Here is an 18971-nt window from a genome sequence, read left to right as displayed (position 1 = left end):
CCATACAACTCGCCGGCGTCTGAGTCGGCGTACCTAACGAGGAGATCGGTTCGTGACGATCCGCGTAGGCATCAACGGCTTTGGCCGCATCGGTCGTAACTACTTCCGCGCGCTGCTGGAGCAGGGTGCAGACATCGAGATCGTGGCTGTCAACGACCTGGGTGACACCGCGACCACCGCTCACCTGCTGAAGTACGACACCATCCTGGGCCGTCTCAAGGCCGAGGTGTCGCACACCGCCGACACGATCACCGTCGACGGCCACACCATCAAGGTTCTGTCCGAGCGCAACCCCGCCGACATCCCCTGGGGCGAGCTGGGCGTCGACATCGTCATCGAGTCGACCGGCATCTTCACGAAGAAGGCCGACGCCGAGAAGCACATCGCCGGCGGCGCCAAGAAGGTCCTCATCTCGGCTCCGGCCAAGGAAGAGGACATCACCATCGTGATGGGCGTCAACCAGGACAAGTACGACCCGGCGAACCACCACGTCATCTCCAACGCCTCCTGCACCACCAACTGTGTGGCGCCGATGGCCAAGGTGCTCGACGAGAACTTCGGCATCGTCAAGGGCCTGATGACGACGGTCCACGCGTACACGAACGACCAGCGCATCCTGGACTTCCCGCACTCGGACCTGCGCCGCGCCCGCGCCGCCGCCGAGAACATCATCCCGACCACCACCGGTGCCGCCAAGGCCACCGCCCTGGTCCTCCCGCAGCTCAAGGGCAAGCTGGACGGCATCGCCATGCGCGTCCCGGTCCCGACCGGTTCGGCCACCGACCTGGTCGTGACGCTGCAGCGCGAGGTCACCAAGGACGAGGTCAACGCCGCGTTCAAGAAGGCCTCCGACGACGGCGACCTCAAGGGCTACCTGTCCTACACCGAGGACCCGATCGTCTCCTCGGACATCGTCGGCGACCAGGCCTCCTGCACCTTCGACTCCTCCCTGACCATGGTCCAGGAGGGCAACTCGGTGAAGATCCTCGGCTGGTACGACAACGAGTGGGGCTACTCCAACCGCCTCGTCGACCTCACGGTCTTCGTCGGCAACCAGCTCTAAGTCCCAGAGCAGGCACCTCGATGTGAGCACAGGGCTCGGGCAGCGCAACGCCGCGCTGCCCGAGCCCTGTGCCGCGTACTGATCGATCAGCCCTCTCGGATCACAAGAGCTTTTCTAGGAGCCCACTCATGAAGACGATCGACGAACTTCTCGCCGAAGGCGTGGACGGCAAGCGGGTCTTCGTCCGCGCCGACCTGAACGTGCCACTGGCCGACGGCCTCATCACCGACGACGGCCGCATCCGCGCCGTTCTGCCCACCATCAAGGCCCTCGCGGACGCGGGCGCCAAGGTGGTCGTCGCCTCGCACCTGGGCCGCCCCAAGGGCGCCCCGGACCCGGCCTTCTCCCTGCTGCAGCCCGCCGAGCGCCTCGGTGAACTCCTCGGCGCGCCCGTCGCGTTCGCCCAGGACACCGTCGGCCCCGCCGCTCACGACGCCGTGAACGGCCTGCAGCCCGGCCAGGTCGCGGTCATCGAGAACCTGCGCTTCAACGCTGGTGAGACGTCCAAGGACGACACCGAGCGCGGCGAGTTCGCCGACCAGCTCGCCGCCCTGGCCGATGTCTACGTGGGCGACGGTTTCGGCGCCGTGCACCGCAAGCATGCCTCCGTGTACGACCTTCCGGCGCGCCTGCCGCACTACGCCGGCTACCTCATCGCCACCGAGGTCGGCGTCCTGAAGAAGCTCACCGAGGACGTCCAGCGCCCCTACGTGGTCGCGCTCGGCGGCGCCAAGGTCTCCGACAAGCTCGCCGTGATCGACCAGCTCCTCGGCAAGGCCGACCGTCTCCTCATCGGCGGCGGCATGGCGTACACCTTCCTCAAGGCCAAGGGCTACGAGGTCGGCATCTCCCTCCTGCAGGAGGACCAGGTCCCGGCCGTCAAGGAGTACATCGAGCGTGCGGAGAAGAACGGCGTCGAGCTCGTCCTCCCCGTCGACGTCCTCGTCTCCACGGAGTTCCCGGACCTGAAGACCAAGGCTCCGGCCAACCCCACCACCGTCGCCGCGGACGCCATCCCGGCCGACCAGGAGGGTCTCGACATCGGTCCTGAGACCCGCAAGCTGTACGCCTCGAAGCTCGCCGACGCGGCCACCGTCTTCTGGAACGGCCCCATGGGCGTCTTCGAGCACCCCGACTACGCCGAGGGCACCAAGGCGGTCGCCCAGGCCCTTCTCGACTCCCCGGCCTTCACGGTCGTCGGCGGTGGCGACTCCGCCGCGGCCGTCCGCATCCTGGGCTTCGACGAGACGGCATTCGGCCACATCTCGACCGGCGGTGGCGCCTCCCTCGAATACCTCGAGGGCAAGACGCTCCCCGGCCTCGCCGCACTGGAGGACTGACCTCAATGAGCACGCGCACGCCGCTGATGGCGGGCAACTGGAAGATGAACCTCAACCACCTCGAGGCCATCGCGCACGTCCAGAAGCTCGCCTTCGCCCTGGCCGACAAGGACTACGAGGCCTGCGAGGTCGCCGTCCTGCCGCCCTTCACCGACCTGCGCTCCGTGCAGACCCTGGTCGACGGCGACAAGCTCAAGATCAAGTACGGCGCCCAGGACATCTCGGCGCACGACTCCGGCGCCTACACCGGCGAGATCTCCGGCCCGATGCTGGCCAAGCTGAAGTGCACCTACGTCGCGATCGGGCACTCCGAGCGCCGGCAGTACCACCGCGAGACCGACGAGCTGGTGAACGCCAAGGTCAAGGCCGCCTACAAGCACGGTCTGACCCCGATCCTGTGCGTCGGTGAGGAGCTGGAGGTCCGCGAGGCGGGCAACCACGTCACGCACACGCTTGCGCAGGTCGAGGGCGGTCTCAAGGGCCTCCCGGCCGAGCAGGCCGAGTCGATCGTGATCGCTTACGAGCCCGTCTGGGCCATCGGCACCGGCAAGGTCTGCGGCGCCGACGACGCCCAGGAGGTCTGCGCGGCGATCCGCGGCAAGCTCGCCGAGCTGTACTCGCAGGAGCTGGCCGACCAGGTCCGTATCCAGTACGGCGGCTCGGTGAAGTCCGGGAACGTCGCCGAGATCATGGCGAAGCCCGACATCGACGGCGCCCTGGTCGGCGGTGCCTCGCTGGACGCCGACGAGTTCGTCAAGATCGTCCGGTTCCGCGACCAGTGAGCCGAGCAGTGAGTATGCGCTAGCGGCGATCCGTCGTACCCTTGCGGGGGCCAGGTGGAGTGCCACCCGGCCCCCGTCGTCCATCCAGTTCCGAGGAAGTTGGTCCAGCCGTGGTTTTGGGGTTCTCGATCGCCCTGATCGTCTTCAGCCTGCTGCTGATGCTGCTGGTGCTGATGCACAAGGGGAAGGGCGGCGGCCTCTCCGACATGTTCGGTGGTGGCATGCAGTCGTCCGTCGGCGGCTCGTCGGTCGCCGAGCGCAACCTGGACCGCATCACTGTGGTGCTCGGTCTGCTCTGGTTCGCGTGCATTGTCGTGCTCGGCATCCTGATGAAGGTCAACAACTGATTACCGGCTGACATCGGTACGGCCGCACAACTGCACATTACGCAAGCACATTCCGCACGTAAGGCCCCATGTCCGGTACGCGCCCTCGGGCGCGGCCTATCATGGGGCTTGCGTCTAGAGGCGGGGGTGTAACTCCAATCACTGGACGCGCGTTGGGCCTTACGTAGACTGAGGCGCTCGCAGCGAAGCGTCACGCCGACTCGCTTCGCGGCACCATTACGCAGGGAGTTACGACCGTGGCAAGTGGCAACGCGATCCGAGGAAGCCGGGTCGGGGCGGGGCCGATGGGCGAGGCCGAGCGCGGCGAGTCCGCGCCCCGGCTGCGCATCTCCTTCTGGTGCTCCAACGGGCACGAGACGCAGCCCAGCTTCGCCAGCGACGCGCAGGTTCCCGACACATGGGACTGCCCGCGCTGCGGCTTCCCCGCCGGACAGGACCGGGACAACCCGCCGGACCCGCCGCGCACCGAGCCGTACAAGACGCACCTCGCGTATGTACGGGAGCGACGCAGCGACGCGGACGGCGAGGCGATCCTCGCCGAGGCGCTCGCCAAACTGCGGGGCGAGATTTAGAAGTTGAGAACCGGCCGGGCACCTGCGGGTGCCTGGCCGGAACCGTTTCGTACGGTTCTCGCGGCAGGTGGCCGTCCGTGGGCGGATCCGCCGAGGCCGATTGTCAGTGGTGCCCTCTACGGTTCTTGAAGTGGCAGAACCGGAGGGGGCGTTGTGACGACGGACGTGGCGGGCGTGCGGGCGCCCGCGTGGCGCGGGGGCTTCGGGCGGTTATGGACTGCGGCCGTGGTGTCGCGGTTCGGTGACGCCCTGCGCACCGCCGCGCTGCCGCTGCTCGCCGTGCGGCTCACCGACGATCCGCTCGTCATCGCCTCCGTGACGGCCTGCGGCTATCTCCCGTGGCTCCTCTTCGGGCTGCTGGGCGGGGCGATCGCCGACCGGGTGGACCAGCGCCGGGCGATGTGGGCCGTGGACACCGTGCGCGGATCACTGGTGGCCTGCTTCGCGCTGGCCGTCGGGCTCGGGCACGCGTCGGTCGTCCTGCTGATCGCCCTCGCCTTCACGCTGACCACCCTCCAGACGCTCTTCGACAACGCCTCCACGGCCCTGTTGCCCTCCCTGGTGGCCCGCGAGGCCCTGGGCAGCGCGAATGCCCGGCTGATGACCGGCCAGCAGCTTGCCGGAGGCCTGCTCGGGGGCCCCTTCGTGCCGCTGCTGCTGACCGTCGGAGCCGCCATGCCGTTCACGGCGGACGCGGCCACCTATCTGCTCGCCGCCGCGCTCGTGGCCTCCCTGCGGATACGGGCGCCCGAGCGGGAGCCGCGTCCGGCCGGGAGCACGTTGCGCGCCGAGATCGGTGAGGGGCTGCGTGCCCTGTGGCGCGACCGGGTGCTGCGGGCGACGTGTACGGCCACCTTGCTGTGCAACATCGGCATGGGCGCGCTCATCGCCACGCTGGTGCTGCACGTGACGCGCTGGCTGCACACGGGGAACGCGGGATACGCGGCCGCGATGACGGCGTACTCCGCGGGCAGCTTCTCCGGCGGCTTCGTCGCCCAGCGTGTCGCCCACCGGATCGGACGGGCCCGCAGCCTGCTCCTGGCGGGGTGCGTCCAGACGTCGTCCCTGGTGCTCATGGGCACCGTCCGTCACCTGGGCGCACTCCTCGTGGGCATGACGCTGCTCGGCGCGATGAACATGGTGTGGAACGTCAACCAGGTCACGCTGATGCAGCAGCGCGGCCCGGAATCCATGGTGGGCCGCATCAGCTCCGCCTTCCGCACCGCCTCGACCTCCGGAGCCCCGCTCGGCGCCCTGCTGGGCGGAGCAGTGGCGGGGGCCTACGGGCTGAACGGTCCGGCCCTGTTCGCGGCCGTGCTCTTCGCCCTTGCCGTCACCTCGCTGATACCTGCGCTCAAGCCGGACGTATCTGTTGTTGAGCCGGACGACGGCGCTACGACAGCTCACGTCAAGCCCTGATCAATTAGGTTGGGACCGGCAGCGGGGCAAGGTACGCAGCACACGCAGGAAAGAGGCGGAAGTCCGAGATGAACGCAGAAAGCCGTACCAGGCTCAACCAGACGCCCGAGTGGACCGCTCTGGCCAAGCACCGCGAGGAGTTCGGGGACACCCATCTGCGGGACCTGTTCGCGAGCGATCCCGGGCGCGGCTCCGGCTACACACTCCAGGTCGGCGATCTGCACGTCGACTACTCCAAGCACCTGGTCACCGACGAGACGCTGCGGCTGCTGCGTGACCTGGCCGCGGCGACCGACATCTTCGGACTGCGGGACGCCATGTTCCGCGGCGAGAGGATCAACGTCACCGAGGACCGCGCGGTGCTGCACACCGCGCTGCGTGCCCCGCGCGACGCGGTCATCGAGGTCGACGGCGAGAACGTCGTCCCGGCGGTGCACGCGGTGCTCGACAAGATGGCCGACTTCGCCGAGCGCGTCCGCTCGGGTGAGTGGACCGGACACACCGGCAAGCGCATCAGGAACGTCGTGAACATCGGCATCGGCGGCTCCGACCTCGGTCCCGCGATGGCGTACGAGGTGCTGCGCTCCTTCACCGACCGCGATCTGACGGTCCGCTTCGTGTCGAACGTGGACGGCGCCGACCTGCACGAGGCAGTGCGGGACCTGGACGCGGCCGAGACGCTGTTCATCATCGCGTCCAAGACATTCACCACGATCGAGACCATCACCAACGCGACCTCCGCGCGCAACTGGCTGCTGACCGAGCTGAAGGCCGGTCAGGAGGCCGTCGCCAAGCACTTCGTGGCGCTGTCGACCAACGCCGAGAAGGTGTCGGACTTCGGCATCGACACGGCCAACATGTTCGAGTTCTGGGACTGGGTCGGCGGGCGCTACTCGTACGACTCGGCGATCGGCCTGTCGCTGATGATCGCCATCGGCCCGGACCGCTTCCGGGAGATGCTCGACGGGTTCCATCTCGTCGACGAGCACTTCCGCACCGCCCCCGCCGAATCCAACGTGCCGCTGCTGCTCGGCCTGTTGGGCATCTGGTACGGCAACTTCCACGACGCCCAGTCGCACGCCGTACTGCCGTACTCGCACTATCTGTCCAAGTTCACCGCGTACTTGCAGCAGTTGGACATGGAGTCCAACGGCAAGTCCGTGGACCGCGACGGGCGCGAGGTGGAGTGGCAGACGGGCCCTGTGGTGTGGGGCACGCCGGGCACCAATGGGCAGCACGCCTACTACCAACTCATCCACCAGGGTACGAAGTTGATCCCGGCCGACTTCATCGGCTTCGCCGAGCCGGTCGCCGATCTGCTGCCGGGTCTGGTCGCCCAGCACGACCTGCTGATGGCCAACTTCTTCGCCCAGACCCAGGCGCTCGCCTTCGGCAAGACGCCGGACGAGGTGCGCGCCGAGGGTGTGGCCGAGGAACTGGTGCCGCACAAGACGTTCAAGGGCAACCACCCGACGACCACCATCCTCGCGAGCGAGCTGACCCCGTCGGTGCTGGGCCAACTCATCGCCCTCTACGAGCACAAGGTGTTCGTCCAGGGCGCGATCTGGAACATCGACTCCTTCGACCAGTGGGGCGTCGAGCTCGGCAAGGTCCTCGCCAAGCGCGTCGAGCCGGCCCTGACGGACGGCGCGGAGGTGCCCGGGCTGGACGAGTCCACCAAAGCGCTGGTGGCCAAGTACCGTGAGCTGCGCGGCCGGTAGGACGGCCGTGGCTACGGAAAGCGGGCGGCGGGAGTCCGTCCGCTTCCCGTAGACTTCGCGGCGATCACGGTGCCGAGGGCTCGGGGGAGCGGGAGTTGGCGGGTTCGCGAGGAAGATGGCTGAGCGGCAGGCTGTCGGTGGCGTCGATTCTGCAGCCCAAGGCAGTAGCACAGGCGGTGTTCCACCCGGCGTGGATTCCGCCGTCCGTCGACCAGTCCGTGGAGCGGCTCAAACGCGTGCGCGTCATCGCCGGGGCTGTCGCGGCGTTCGGCGTGTACACGTTCGTGGAGGGCAAGTTCGACTTCACGGAGATTCTGGAGAACATGCTGACGGCGGCCGTCGTCCTGCTGTTCATCACACCTCTGACGGTGGGTGTGATGCTCTTCGTCTGGCGGCGCACCGGGAGGATCCGCGAGCTGCGCGGGTCCCTGTTCAACTCGCTCAAGCTGCTGCTGCTCTTCATCGGCATGGTCGTGGCGACGGTACTGCTGTGGCAGCTGTTGATTTCGCTCGGGGGCTTCGCGCTGGTGGTCCTCGGCCTGGTGGCGATGTGGCTGACCGGCTTCTTGATGTACGGAGCCGTGCAGCTGTCGGGGAACTTCTTCGGTTCCGCCGCCGTGCACCGCGGCCTGCCGCCGCTGCTCGCCATGGTGACGACCTGGCTGATGGCCATTCCCGACCTGGTCACCGGTGACCTGCACGGGCTCAGCTTCAAGCTGGGGATCGTCTTCATCCTGGGCGCGCCGGTGACGGTCACGGCCATAGCGGCCCTGGAGATGAACCGGCTCCGCCGCCGGCACGGGATCCGGCTGGGCGCGCATCCCGCGACACTGCCGACGCTGCGCCCCGCGCATCCGCCCGCGTACCCACCGCCCCATGGGTTCGTGCCGCCGCAGGGAAATCCGTACGCCGCGTACCCCCACCCACAGGCACACCCGCACGCCCCGAACCCGCAGGGCAACCCCTATGCGCCGGGGACACCGCAGAACCCGTACCCGTACCCGTACGGCCAAGGACCGTACGGGTCCTGACCGAGGTCAGGCCACCGCGCTCAGCGTGTCCGCGAGCCGTCGTCGGGCGGAGCGGGCCGCGGGGAGCGCGGCGAGGGCGGCGGCGCCCAGCACCGCGGCCAGGCCGAACAGAGACAGCAGCAGGAGGGACGGCCCTCCGGCTATACCGGCGCCGATGCCGCTCGACTTCCCCTGGACGTCGATCAGCCAGTGCGCGAGGGGCAGCCCCAGCGCCGTACCCGCGAGGACCGCGGCCAGGGCCGTGCAGGCGGTGGCCGTGACGGTGACCGCGGTGATCTGCCGGGGGGACAGCCCGATGGCCTTGAGCGCGAGCAGATCCCGCTCGCCCTCGCGCACGGTGCCGCCGATCGCGGTCAGCAGCTCGATGAGCCCGATGAGGGCCAGTACGGCGATCAGCCCGACGACGACGCCGCGCAACGGTGAGAGACCGTCGGCCGGGTTGGTCACGGCGTGCACGTCCAGGTGTCCGTGCCCCGCCGCGGTCAGCTCGGCGGCGACCTTGCCCGGGTCGGCGCCGGGGCGCAGCTGGAGCTGGTAGAGGGTCGGGCGGAGCTCGGGGTCGTTCTCGCGGAGGGTGTCGAGCGAGGTGGAGATGACGCGGCCGCCGTTCTCCGGCTCGATGCTGCGGCCGACGATGTGCAGGATCTGCGGGTGCGCGCCGACGGTCATCCGCACCCAGTCACCGACGCGCACGTCCAGCAGATCGAGCAGTCCCTGACCGGCCACCGCCTCGTCGGGCTCGTGGGCCGGGCGGCCTTCGGCCAGCGTGAACGGGTACGGGTCCTGGCGCGTGCCGAGCCCGCGCAGCGCGATCGTGGCCGTCTGGCCCGGAACCAGGGCGGCCACCTCGGCGCCCGGGTGCACAGCGGTGACCTGTGCGTTCCGGGCGAGCAGGGCGCGGGCTCCCGGATCGCCCAGGTTCTCGTCCGGGTGTGCCGTGAGCGCGGCCGCGAGGCCGATCCGCTCGGGCTCGCTGTGGAAGCGGTCGATGGTGGTCCACGCGCTCAGCGCCACCACGATCAGCAGCAGCGGCAGGGCGAGCCGGGCGACCGTGGCCAGCGAGCGCGGCCGGCGCGGGAACGCCTGGTGCCAGCCCAGCACGAGCGCCGGCGGCAGCCGCAGTCCGAGCGCCCGGCGCGCCACGCCCGACAGGCGTCCGGCCGGCGGTGCCGCCGCCCGCAGCACCGGCACGGGGGGCACCCGACCCGCCCGCCACGCCGCCACCCCGGTCGTCGCGCCGATGAAGAGCACCGCGGCGACCGGTACCGCGAACAGCGCCGCGGTATGACCGGGCAGCCCCTGCCACACGCCCACGGCGTCTCCGAGGCGGCCCGGGATCCGGCTCCCCAGCGCCTGGGTGAGCGCCGCGGCGACCAGGGCGCCCAGGGACGCGTACGCCACGTGCTGGATCAGGAAGATGCGCACCACCTGAGCGGGCGTGAAACCGATCGCCTTCAGCACTGAGATATCCCGCAGGTGGCCGCGGATACGGGTGCCGATCGCGCCGTACACGGCGAGGGCGGCGGCGACCAGCGCGCCGAGGCCGAACAGGCCCAGCACCTGCCCCAGCAGCCGGTTGTCGCCCTGGGCCTCGGCGCGGGCCTGCTGCCAGTTCGACACCTGGGTGACCGCGCCGGCGCCGAGTTCCGTCACCGCGCGCTGCACCGCGTAGTCCGTGTCGCCCGGATCGGTCAGGCGCAGGCCGATGACCTGGCCGGTGCGTGCGTCGGCGCTCTGCACTGCGGACGGCAGCGCCCAGACGAGCCCCGACCGTTCGCCGGGGCTGTAGCGGGGCTCGGCGCTGTCGGCCACGCCCAGGACGGTCAGGGTCCGGCGGGTGCCGGGCACGGTGAGGGTGTCCCCGGGCTCGGCCCACAGCGCCCGGGCGAGGCTGTCCTCCAGGACGACTCCGTCGGGCCGGGCGGGGTCGAGCCAGTGGCCGGAGGTGAGCAGCGGCCGACCGGTGGCGGGCGGCTCGACGGCACCGCGCAGCTCGACGGAGGCGCGGGTGCCGCGCGACTCGACGGTGGTGGACGCGGTGCGGTACGGGCCCGCCACCGACTCGACCCCGTCCAGCTTCGCGAGCCGCCCGGCGTCGGCGGACGCGCCGGTGTGGATCCACACATGGGCGCCGTGCGACTGCGTGAAGACACGCTGCCAGGGGTTCGTCGCGTATCCGAAGAGCGCCGCGGCCAGCAGCAGCGAGGCGACGATCCCCGCGGTGGCGAGCACGATGAACAGTGCCTCGCCCCGATGCGTCCGCAGATCGGCATGCGCCCAGCGCAGAGTGGCCCGCACGCCCGGTCAGTCCCTCGGCTCGCGTACGGCGGCCCGGCGTACGTCGCATACGACAGGCCCGCGTACGGCGGGAGAGTCGGCGTGCCCGGGTAGGGCGGGCGGGTTCGTGCGCTCGCGTACGACGGGACGGTCCATCGGCACAGGGGCCAGCAGCTGGTCGCGCACTTGGCTCAGTCCCTCAGTTCCAGCACGCCGGATATCCCGGCGCCGCGCGACGGGGTGCCGTCGAGTTCCGCGTCGTCTGCGATGCGGCCGTCGAAGAAGCTGATGACACGGTCCGCGGCGCTGGCGAGCCGTGCGTCATGGGTGACCAGCAGGATGGTCTGACCGCGCTGGTGGAAGCTGGACAGCAGCCGCATCACCTCGCGGGTGCCCTTGCTGTCCAGACTGCCCGCGGGCTCGTCGGCCAGCAGCAGGGACGGATGGTTGACCAGTGCCCGGGCCAGGGCGACGCGCTGCTGTTCGCCCCCGGACAGCTCACCCGGCATGCTGCGCCCCTTGCCCTCCAGACCCAGCTCGGACAGCAGCCGCTCGCGTTCGGCGCGGGCCTGTTTGGGGGAGACCCCGGCGAGCAGCGCGGGCAGCTCCACGTTGTCGGCGACCGACAGATTGGAGACCAGGTTGAAGAACTGGAAGACGATGCCGATGCGCCGTCGGCGCTCCACCGCCCAGCGCGCCTCGCTGTACGCGTCCGTGCACTCGCCGTCCAGCCAGACGCTGCCGGAATCGGGCCGCTGAAGCCCGCCAAGGAGGTGCAGCAGCGTCGACTTGCCGGCGCCGGACGGGCCGGTGACGGCCACGAACTCGCCCTGGCGCACGGCGAGATCCACCCCGCGCACGGCATGCGCCGGGGCGCCCTCGCCGTAGTGGGTCTTGACCAGACCCCCGGCGCGCAGCAAGGGAGCCGGACCCTCGGCGCGCGGCAAGGGAGCCGGACCCTCGGCGCGCGGCAAAGGAGCGGTGTGGCTCACTCCAGCTCCTCCAGTTCCTCCTGGCAGCGCTCCAGCCAGTCGAGATCGGCCTGCAGATGCAGCATGGCGCCCTCGATCAGCAGATGGGAGATGCGGTTGTCCCGGTTCTCGGCCGCGGCGAGCTTCGACAGGTCGCGCATGGTGTTCAGATACTGGCGCCGCTGCTTGTTGATCAGAGCGATCTGGTCGGCCAGGCCGGTCGTCGGGGCGAGCGCGAGCTTCATGAAGAACTCGTCCCGTACCCGCGGCTCGTCCGCCGTCTCCTGATACCAGGCGTGCAGCGCCTCGCGCCCGGCGTCAGTGAGGTGGTAGATCTTCTTGTTGGGCCGGCTCGACTGCTCGACTTCCTCGCCCTCGATCAGTCCCGACTTCTCGAGGCGGCCGAGCGTGACATAGATCTGGCCGACGTTGGGCTGAGGGTACGCGGAGCCCAGCAGTTGCTCAAGGTCCTGCTTGAGCTCGTACCCGTGGGCCGGGCCACGCGCCAGCAGGGCCAGGAGGGGCAGCCGCACCCGTGCTCTCCTCCCCGCTCCCTTGGTCATGTGCCGCAGACCGATGTCAGACCGATGTCAGGCCGTTGCCCGGTCGTTGCGGCCGGGGGGCCAATGTGTCGCAGGCCCTAGTATCGCCCATACCTAACAGGTATACATGGCCACTGACGCCGGGCGAAGGTGCCCGACGCCGGTGTACAGGGAGGAACCTATGCGGTGGATACGTGCCGCCGGTAGGGGCCTCCTGGTCGCCGCGGTGGTCCTGACCGGTTACGTCGCCTCCGGCAGCCCCGCCGACGGGGCGCACGGCGCCGGTCGCGGCCCGCTCACGCTGGCGACCGCGGGTGACCTCACCGGCTATCTGGGACCGCTGCTCGAAGGGTGGAACCGTACTCACCCCGGCGAGAAGGTCACCCTCGTCGAACTCCCGGACTCCGCCGACGAGACGCATGCGCAGATGACGACCGACCTGCGCGGCGGCGGCAGAAGCCGCTTCGACGTCCTCAACATCGACGTCGCCTGGACTTCGGAGTTCGCCGCCGCGGGCTGGATCTCCCCGCTGGACCGCGACCGTTTCCCACTGGGCAGTTTCCTGCCGCCGGTCGTGGACACGGCGACGTACGACGGCAGGCTGTACGCGGTCCCCTACGTCACCAACGCGGGACTCCTCCTGTACCGCAAGGACGTCCTCGCAAAGGAGGGTGTCGCGCCACCGCGGACCTGGGCCGAGCTGGAGCGGCAGGCGAGGACCATCGCCCCGAAGTACGGACTCGACGGCTACGCCGGGCAGTTCCTGCCCTACGAGGGGCTCACCGTGAACGCGGCGGAGGCGGTGTACTCGGCGGGCGGCACGATCCTCGGCGACGAGGGCGAACGCGTCACCGTGAACTCGGAGGCGGCCCGCGAGGGCATCGGATTCCTCGCCGACGGCGTGCGCGACGGCTGGATCCCGAAGAAGGCGCTGACGTACAAGGAAGAGGAGTCCAAGCAGGCCTTCCAGGACGGCCACCTCCTCTTTCTGCGCAACTGGCCCTACGCCTATGTCAGCGCCTCCGGCAAGGGATCGGCGGTCGCCGGGAAGATCGGCGCCGTACCCCTGCCCGGACCCGACGGACCGGGCGCGAGCGTGCTCGGCGGCTCCAACCTCGCCGTCAACGCCCATGCGCGGCACCCGGATTCGGCCGCGCGTCTGATCGCGTACCTCACCACCGAGCGGGCGCAGCGCCAGGTCCTCACCAAGGGCGCGCTGCCGCCCGTACGGGCCGCGCTCTACCGGGACCCGGAGCTGATCCGGGAGTTCCCCTATCTGCCCACGCTGCGCGCGAGCGTCCTCGCGGCAGCCCCGCGCCCCAAGAGCCCGCGCTACGACCAGGTCAGCCTGGCCGTGCAGGCCGTCGTGCACGACGCGATGGCGGGCTACGAGACGCCCTCCGTGGCGGTACGGCGGCTGGCCCGCGAGCTGGCGGCCATCTCGCACCGCTAGCACCCCGGTGCTGCCCTGGTAGCGCCTCAGTAGTTACTTGTTAGGTAACGGGAGCATCCCATCTCCGGGTTTTGTGTCTGAAAAGTCAGCATATAAATCCCCAACTTCCCAGTTGCTGCTGCCTACTCGTTGACACCTGTGCGACACGCCTACTTAACATGCATGCATAACCGACGGCACGCACAGACAGGTCAACGGGTGACCCTCAACACGCACCGCTGGTGGCGCGACGCAGTGATCTACCAGGTGTACGTCCGCAGCTTCCTGGACAGCACCGGGGACGGCATCGGCGATCTCGCCGGAGTCCGGGCGGGCATGCCGTACCTCAAGAAGCTCGGGGTCGACGGCATCTGGCTCAGCCCCTTCTACCCCTCGCCGCAGCACGACCACGGCTACGACGTCGCCGACTACTGTGACGTGGACCCGCTCTTCGGGGACCTCGCCGAGTTCGACCTGCTGATGACCGACGCCCGTCGCCTCGGCATCAAAGTGCTCCTGGACATCGTCCCCAACCACTGCTCCAGCGAGCACCCGTGGTTCCGCGACGCCCTCGTGGCGGAGCCCGGCAGCGCGGCCCGCGCCCGCTTCCACTTCGCCGACGGACGCGGCCCGGACGGCGCCGAGCCGCCCAACAACTGGCACGCCATGTTCGGCGGACCCGCCTGGTCCCGCGTCACCGAGGCGGACGGCCGGCCCGGCCAGTGGTACCTGCACATGTTCACCTCCGAGCAGCCCGACCTGAACTGGCGCAATCCCGAGGTCGGCGCCCATTTCGACCAGGTGCTGCGGTTCTGGCTCGACCGGGGCGTCGACGGCTTCCGCATCGACGTGGCCGCCGGTCTCTTCAAGCACCCCGACCTGCCCGACTCGCCCGACCCGGAGGTCGACGCCCGCACCCGTGACTCGGTCAACCCGCTGGCCTGGAACCGGCCCGAGGTGCACGACGTGTGGCGACACTGGCGGGCCGTCTGCGAGGAGTACACCGAGCGCGACGGCCGCGACCGGCTGCTGGTCGGCGAGGTCTCGGTGCCGACGGCCCGCGAACACGCCCAGTACGTACGCCCCGACGAGCTCCACCAGGCCTTCTTCTTCGACCTGCTCAGCGCACCCTGGAACGCCGACGCCTTCCGCAAGGTCATCTCCGAGGCCATGCAGGACATAGCCGGCACCGGATCGACGGTCACCTGGGTCCTCAACAACCACGACCAGGTCCGCACGGTCACCCGGTACGGCGAGCTCGGCACCGAGGGCAGCGGCCTCGGCGCCGCCCGCGCCCGCGCCGCCGCGCTGCTGATGCTGGCGCTGCCCGGAGCCGCGTACATCTACCAGGGCGAGGAGCTCGGACTGCCCGAGGTCGTCGACCTGCCCGACGACGTGCTGACCGACCCGATCTTCCGCCGCACGGGCAGCCGCGCCCGTATCCGCGACGGCTGCCGGGTGCCGCTGCCGTGGTCCGGGCACGCCTCGCCGTTCGGCTTCACCTCGGGCGCCGAGAGCGCCAAGCCGTGGCTGCCGCAGCCGGCCTACTTCGCCGAGTACGCCACCGACCGGGCCCTCGCCGACACCCGCTCCTTCTGGCATCTCTACCGCGACGGACTCCAACTGCGCGCCGGACTCCCGCAGTTGGGCGAGGGCGCGCTGCGCTGGCTGGAAGCGCCGCCCGGCGTCCTCGCCTTCGTCCGCGGTGACGGCCTGGTGTGCGCCGTCAACTTCGGAACGGCCCCGACCCCCGCGCCGGTCTCCGGCACCCCCTTGCTGTCCAGCGGACCCTGTCCGGCCGGCGTCCTGCCCGGCTCGACGACCGCCTGGTGGATCAGCGACTGCACGAATCCCTGAGCGTCACCTTCCTCCGATTCCCGTCAATTCCCCTGCCCTGAAAGGGACATCAACGATGATGCGACGACGTACGACCCTGCTCGCGAGCTGCACCGCCCTCGCTCTGGCCCTCGGCGCGACCGCCTGTGGAGGCGGGCCCGTCGCCGCGGGAGGCGGCGGAAAGGCGCTCAGCGGCCAGACGATCACCGTGGCCGGTGTCTGGTCCGGCAGTGAGCAGAAGAACTTCCAGAAGGTCCTGGACGCCTTCACCGAGAAGACCGGCGCCAAGACCCAGTTCATGTCCACCGGCGACAACGTCTCCACCGTCGTCGGCAGCAAGATCGAGGGCGGCAACGCCCCCGACGTGGTGATGGTCCCGCAGGTCGGCGTGCTCCAGCAGTTCGCGAAGGAGGGCTGGCTCAAGCCGCTGTCCAAGACCACCGCGCAGTCCGTCGACAGCAACTACGCGAGCGTGTGGAAGAACTACGGCAGCGTCGACGGCACGCTGTACGGCCTGTACTTCAAGGCCGCCCACAAGTCGACCGTCTGGTACAGCCCCGATGCCCTCGACCAGGCGGGCGTCAAGCCGCCGACGACGTACGACGCGATGCTGAAGGCCGGGCACACCGTCTCCGAGTCGGGCCTCTCGGCATTCTCCGTCGCCGGACAGGACGGCTGGACGCTCACCGACTGGTTCGAGAACATCTACCTCTCCCAGGCCGGACCCGAGAAGTACGACGCCCTGGCCGCCCACAAGATCAAGTGGACCGACCCGACCGTGGTGAAGGCCCTCACCACCCTCGGCAAGCTCTTCAAGGACAAGCAGCTGATGGCCGGCGGCCAGAAGGAGGCACTGAACACCGACTTCCCCGGCTCCGTAGAGAAGGTCTTCGGACCGAAGCCCGAGGCCGGCATGGTCTACGAAGGTGACTTCGTCGCCGGGGTCGCCAAGGACCAGTTCGGCAAGAAGATCGGCCAGGACGCGAACTTCTTCCCCTTCCCCGCGGTCGGCGGCGGCAAGGCGCCTGTGGTCAGCGGCGGCGACGCGGCCGTGGTCCTCAAGGACGGCAAGAACCAGAAGGCCGCCATGAAGTTCCTGGAGTACCTGGCGACCCCGGAGGCATCCGCTGTCTGGGCCGAGGCGGGCGGCTTCCTCTCCCCGAACAAGAAGCTCGACCTCGCCTCCTACGGCGACGACGTCACCCGCGAGACCGCCAAGTCCCTTGTCGCCGCCGGGGATTCGGTCCGCTTCGACATGTCCGACCAGGCCCCGGCCGCGTTCGGCGGCACCAAGGGCGCCGGCGAGTGGAAGCTCCTCCAGGACTTCCTGCGCGACCCGTCCGACCCCAAGGGGACCGCGGCCAAGCTCGAGAGCGCGGCGGCCAAGGCGTACCAGGGCTGATCTCCATGACTGCCACCCTCCTCAAAGAGGCGAGCCCGCCGCCGGTCACCATGGCCGACCGCCGGCGGCGGGCCCGGCGACGCGGCCGGGTCATCGCCCTCGCCTTCGTCTTCCCCGCCCTGCTCCTGCTCGGCGCGCTCGTCGTCTACCCGGTGCTGTTCTCGGTGGGCCGCAGTTTCTTCGACGCGTCCGGCACCCGGTTCGTGGGCGGTGACAACTACACCGAGATGTTCCGCGACCCCGCCACGCTCAAGGCCGTCCGCAACACCGCGATCTGGGTGGTCGTCGCACCGGCCCTGCTCACCGGGCTCGGCCTGATCCTCGCCGTCCTCGTCGAAAAGGTGCGCTGGGCAACGGCGTTCAAGCTGCTGCTGTTCATGCCGATGGCCGTCTCCTTCCTCGCCGCGGGCATCATCTTCCGGCTCGCCTACGACGAGGACCCCGACAAGGGCGTTCTGAACGCCGCCGTCGTCTCCGTGCACGACGCCTTCAAGGGCACGTCGTCGTATCCGACCGCCCGCGCCCGCGAGGGCCAGGGCCTGACCAAGGGCGCCGACGGCTCGTACCGTACGACCGCTGCCGCGTCCCCCGGCCACACCATCGACCTCGGTCTGGTCGGCGTCCTCCCGAAGGACCTGCCGCAGGGCACGCGGCCCGCGTACCCGGCGTCGGCGCGGAAGGCTGCCGTCGACGAGGTACGTGGCGTCGTCTATCTGGACTTCACGCGCGGCGGGGGAGGGAAGCAGGGCAAGGTCGACCGGCAGGAGAGCGGGCTGCCGGAGATGAAGGTCGAGGCGGTGCGCGACGGGAGGACGGTCGAGAGCACCACCACCGCGGCCGACGGCTCCTTCCGTTTCCAGGATCTCGGCTCGGGCTCGTACACCGTGCGGCTGCCCGCGTCGAACTTCGCCCCGCCGTACGAGGGCGTCTCCTGGCTGGGACCCGCGCTCGTCACGCCCGCCATCATCGGCGCCTATCTGTGGATCTGGACCGGCTTCGCGATGGTCCTGATCGGCGCGGGGCTCGCCGCGCTGCCGCGCGACGCCCTGGAGGCGGCCCGGATCGACGGGGCGAACGAGTGGCAGATCTTCCGCCGGATCACCGTCCCGCTGCTCGGGCCCGTCCTCACCGTGGTCTTCGTGACGCTGGTCATCAACGTGATGAAGGTCTTCGACCTCGTCTACATCATCGCGCCGGGCCCGGTGCAGGAGGACGCCACCGTACTGGCCACCCAGATGTGGCTGGTGTCCTTCGGCGGCGGCAACAACCAGGGCCTGGGCAGCGCGCTGGGTGTGCTGCTCCTGCTTCTCGTCATCCCCGCCATGGTCATCAACGTCCGCCGTTTCCGAGGGAGTCAACGATGAACGCGCTCAGGCGAGGGCTCGGCAACAGCCTGGTGCAGGCGTTTCTCGTCGTCGTGGGTCTGGTGTGGCTCACCCCGCTCGCGGGACTGTTCCTGTCCTCGCTTCGATCCGCTCAGGACACGGCGAAGGGCGGCTGGTGGACCGCTTTGCGGAGCCCCGGGCAGCTGTCCTTCGACAACTACTCGGCGCTGCTGGGCAATTCGGGAATGACGCGGGCGTTCTGGAACACCGTACTGATCTCCGTCCCGGCGACCTTCCTCGTCGTCGTCCTCGCCGCGCTCGCCGGATACGCCTTCGCGTGGCTGGACTTCCCGGGGCGCGAACCGCTCTTCCTGCTGGTGGTCGCGTTGCTGGTGGTGCCGGTGCAGATCGGTCTGCTGCCGGTGGCCAAACTCTTCGGCCAGCTGGGCCTGTTCGGCACGATTCCGGGTGTCGTCCTCTTCCACGTGTCGTACGGGCTGCCGTTCGCGATCTTCCTGCTGCGCAACTACTTCGCGGAGATGCCTCGGGAGATGCTGGAGGCGGCACGCATGGACGGCGGCACCGAGTGGCGTATCTTCACGCGGCTCGTGCTGCCGGTGGGGCGGCCGGCCATCGCCAGCCTGGCCATCTTCCAATTCCTCTGGGTCTGGAACGACATGCTGGTCGCACTGCTCTTCGCCGACAGCTCCTCCCAGCCGCTGACCGTTCAACTCCAGTCCCAGATACGACAGTTCGGGAGCAACATCGACGTGCTGGCGCCGGGGGCGTTTCTGTCCCTGGTGGTACCGGTGGTCGTGTTCTTCGCTTTCCAGCGGCACTTTGTGCAGGGGGTGATGGCGGGGTCGGTGAAGTGACGGGGTGGGCCCTACGGGGTTTTCGCCCCCTCCGCC

The 18971-nt window shown here is 69.7% G+C and carries 16 protein-coding genes and 1 pseudogene; 13 read left to right on the top strand and 4 right to left on the bottom strand.

Annotation, left to right across the window (positions count from 1 at the left end; translation table 11 throughout):
• The first annotated feature begins 52 nt into the window (after positions 1-52).
• The 8 genes from gap to ACZ4RZ_RS08805 all read left to right on the top strand — a co-directional run bounded on the left by gap (position 53) and on the right by ACZ4RZ_RS08805 (position 8275).
• Positions 53-1063: a type I glyceraldehyde-3-phosphate dehydrogenase gene (gap, locus tag ACZ4RZ_RS08840; protein ID WP_467743281.1), complete on the top strand. Its 1011-nt coding sequence runs from the start codon at positions 53-55 to the stop codon at positions 1061-1063.
• A 128-nt stretch (positions 1064-1191) separates the two neighbouring features.
• Positions 1192-2403, top strand: coding sequence for a phosphoglycerate kinase (locus ACZ4RZ_RS08835; protein WP_467743280.1), 1212 nt, complete (start codon positions 1192-1194; stop codon positions 2401-2403).
• A 5-nt stretch (positions 2404-2408) separates the two neighbouring features.
• A complete protein-coding gene (gene tpiA / locus ACZ4RZ_RS08830; protein WP_467743279.1) occupies positions 2409-3185 on the top strand; it encodes a triose-phosphate isomerase in 777 nt (258 codons plus the stop codon).
• Between the two features lie 110 nt (positions 3186-3295).
• Complete coding sequence (gene secG, locus ACZ4RZ_RS08825; protein WP_079054207.1) at positions 3296-3532, top strand: preprotein translocase subunit SecG; 237 nt, start codon at positions 3296-3298, stop codon at positions 3530-3532.
• 236 nt (positions 3533-3768) lie between these two features.
• On the top strand, positions 3769-4104 hold the full coding sequence (locus ACZ4RZ_RS08820) for an RNA polymerase-binding protein RbpA (RefSeq protein WP_003957010.1): 336 nt from the start codon (positions 3769-3771) through the stop codon (positions 4102-4104).
• A gap of 225 nt (positions 4105-4329) precedes the next feature.
• Positions 4330-5523, top strand: a complete 1194-nt coding sequence (locus ACZ4RZ_RS08815; RefSeq protein ID WP_467743671.1) for an MFS transporter — start codon at positions 4330-4332, stop codon at positions 5521-5523.
• 68 nt (positions 5524-5591) lie between these two features.
• On the top strand, positions 5592-7244 hold the full coding sequence (gene pgi, locus ACZ4RZ_RS08810; RefSeq protein ID WP_467743278.1) for a glucose-6-phosphate isomerase: 1653 nt from the start codon (positions 5592-5594) through the stop codon (positions 7242-7244).
• Between the two features lie 95 nt (positions 7245-7339).
• Positions 7340-8275, top strand: coding sequence for a DUF3824 domain-containing protein (locus tag ACZ4RZ_RS08805; RefSeq protein WP_467743277.1), 936 nt, complete (start codon positions 7340-7342; stop codon positions 8273-8275).
• A gap of 6 nt (positions 8276-8281) precedes the next feature.
• Here ACZ4RZ_RS08805 and ACZ4RZ_RS08800 read toward each other — a convergent pair whose 3' ends face one another.
• The 4 genes and pseudogenes from ACZ4RZ_RS08800 to ACZ4RZ_RS08785 all read right to left on the bottom strand — a co-directional run bounded on the left by ACZ4RZ_RS08800 (position 8282) and on the right by ACZ4RZ_RS08785 (position 12056).
• Positions 8282-10573 (bottom strand): ABC transporter permease, encoded by a 2292-nt coding sequence (locus ACZ4RZ_RS08800; protein WP_467743276.1) that lies wholly within the window; start codon positions 10571-10573, stop codon positions 8282-8284.
• Between the two features lie 6 nt (positions 10574-10579).
• Positions 10580-10738 (bottom strand): hypothetical protein, encoded by a 159-nt coding sequence (locus ACZ4RZ_RS08795; RefSeq protein ID WP_467743275.1) that lies wholly within the window; start codon positions 10736-10738, stop codon positions 10580-10582.
• A gap of 5 nt (positions 10739-10743) precedes the next feature.
• Positions 10744-11397 (bottom strand): annotated as a pseudogene (locus ACZ4RZ_RS08790) (ABC transporter ATP-binding protein); the annotation flags it as partial.
• 143 nt (positions 11398-11540) lie between these two features.
• Entirely contained in the window at positions 11541-12056 is a 516-nt protein-coding gene (locus ACZ4RZ_RS08785; protein WP_467743274.1) for a PadR family transcriptional regulator, read from the bottom strand.
• A 190-nt stretch (positions 12057-12246) separates the two neighbouring features.
• Here ACZ4RZ_RS08785 and ACZ4RZ_RS08780 point away from each other — a divergent pair, with 190 nt between their 5' ends.
• From ACZ4RZ_RS08780 to ACZ4RZ_RS08760, 5 genes are all read left to right on the top strand, one after another.
• The gene (locus ACZ4RZ_RS08780) at positions 12247-13518 is read left to right on the top strand and encodes an ABC transporter substrate-binding protein (protein ID WP_467743273.1); all 1272 of its coding nucleotides are present in this window, start codon (positions 12247-12249) and stop codon (positions 13516-13518) included.
• A gap of 162 nt (positions 13519-13680) precedes the next feature.
• Positions 13681-15354, top strand: coding sequence for a glycoside hydrolase family 13 protein (locus ACZ4RZ_RS08775; RefSeq protein WP_467743272.1), 1674 nt, complete (start codon positions 13681-13683; stop codon positions 15352-15354).
• A gap of 55 nt (positions 15355-15409) precedes the next feature.
• On the top strand, positions 15410-16735 hold the full coding sequence (locus ACZ4RZ_RS08770) for an ABC transporter substrate-binding protein (protein ID WP_467743271.1): 1326 nt from the start codon (positions 15410-15412) through the stop codon (positions 16733-16735).
• A 5-nt stretch (positions 16736-16740) separates the two neighbouring features.
• Positions 16741-18099: an ABC transporter permease gene (locus tag ACZ4RZ_RS08765; protein WP_467743270.1), complete on the top strand. Its 1359-nt coding sequence runs from the start codon at positions 16741-16743 to the stop codon at positions 18097-18099.
• Positions 18096-18935: a carbohydrate ABC transporter permease gene (locus ACZ4RZ_RS08760; RefSeq protein ID WP_467743269.1), complete on the top strand. Its 840-nt coding sequence runs from the start codon at positions 18096-18098 to the stop codon at positions 18933-18935. The genes ACZ4RZ_RS08765 and ACZ4RZ_RS08760 overlap by 4 nt, the downstream gene beginning before the upstream one ends.
• Positions 18936-18971: the final 36 nt, after the last annotated feature.

The sequence above is a fragment of the Streptomyces sp. NPDC027189 genome (genome assembly GCF_055566975.1).
This window is presented reverse-complemented; position numbering and strand designations above follow the sequence as displayed.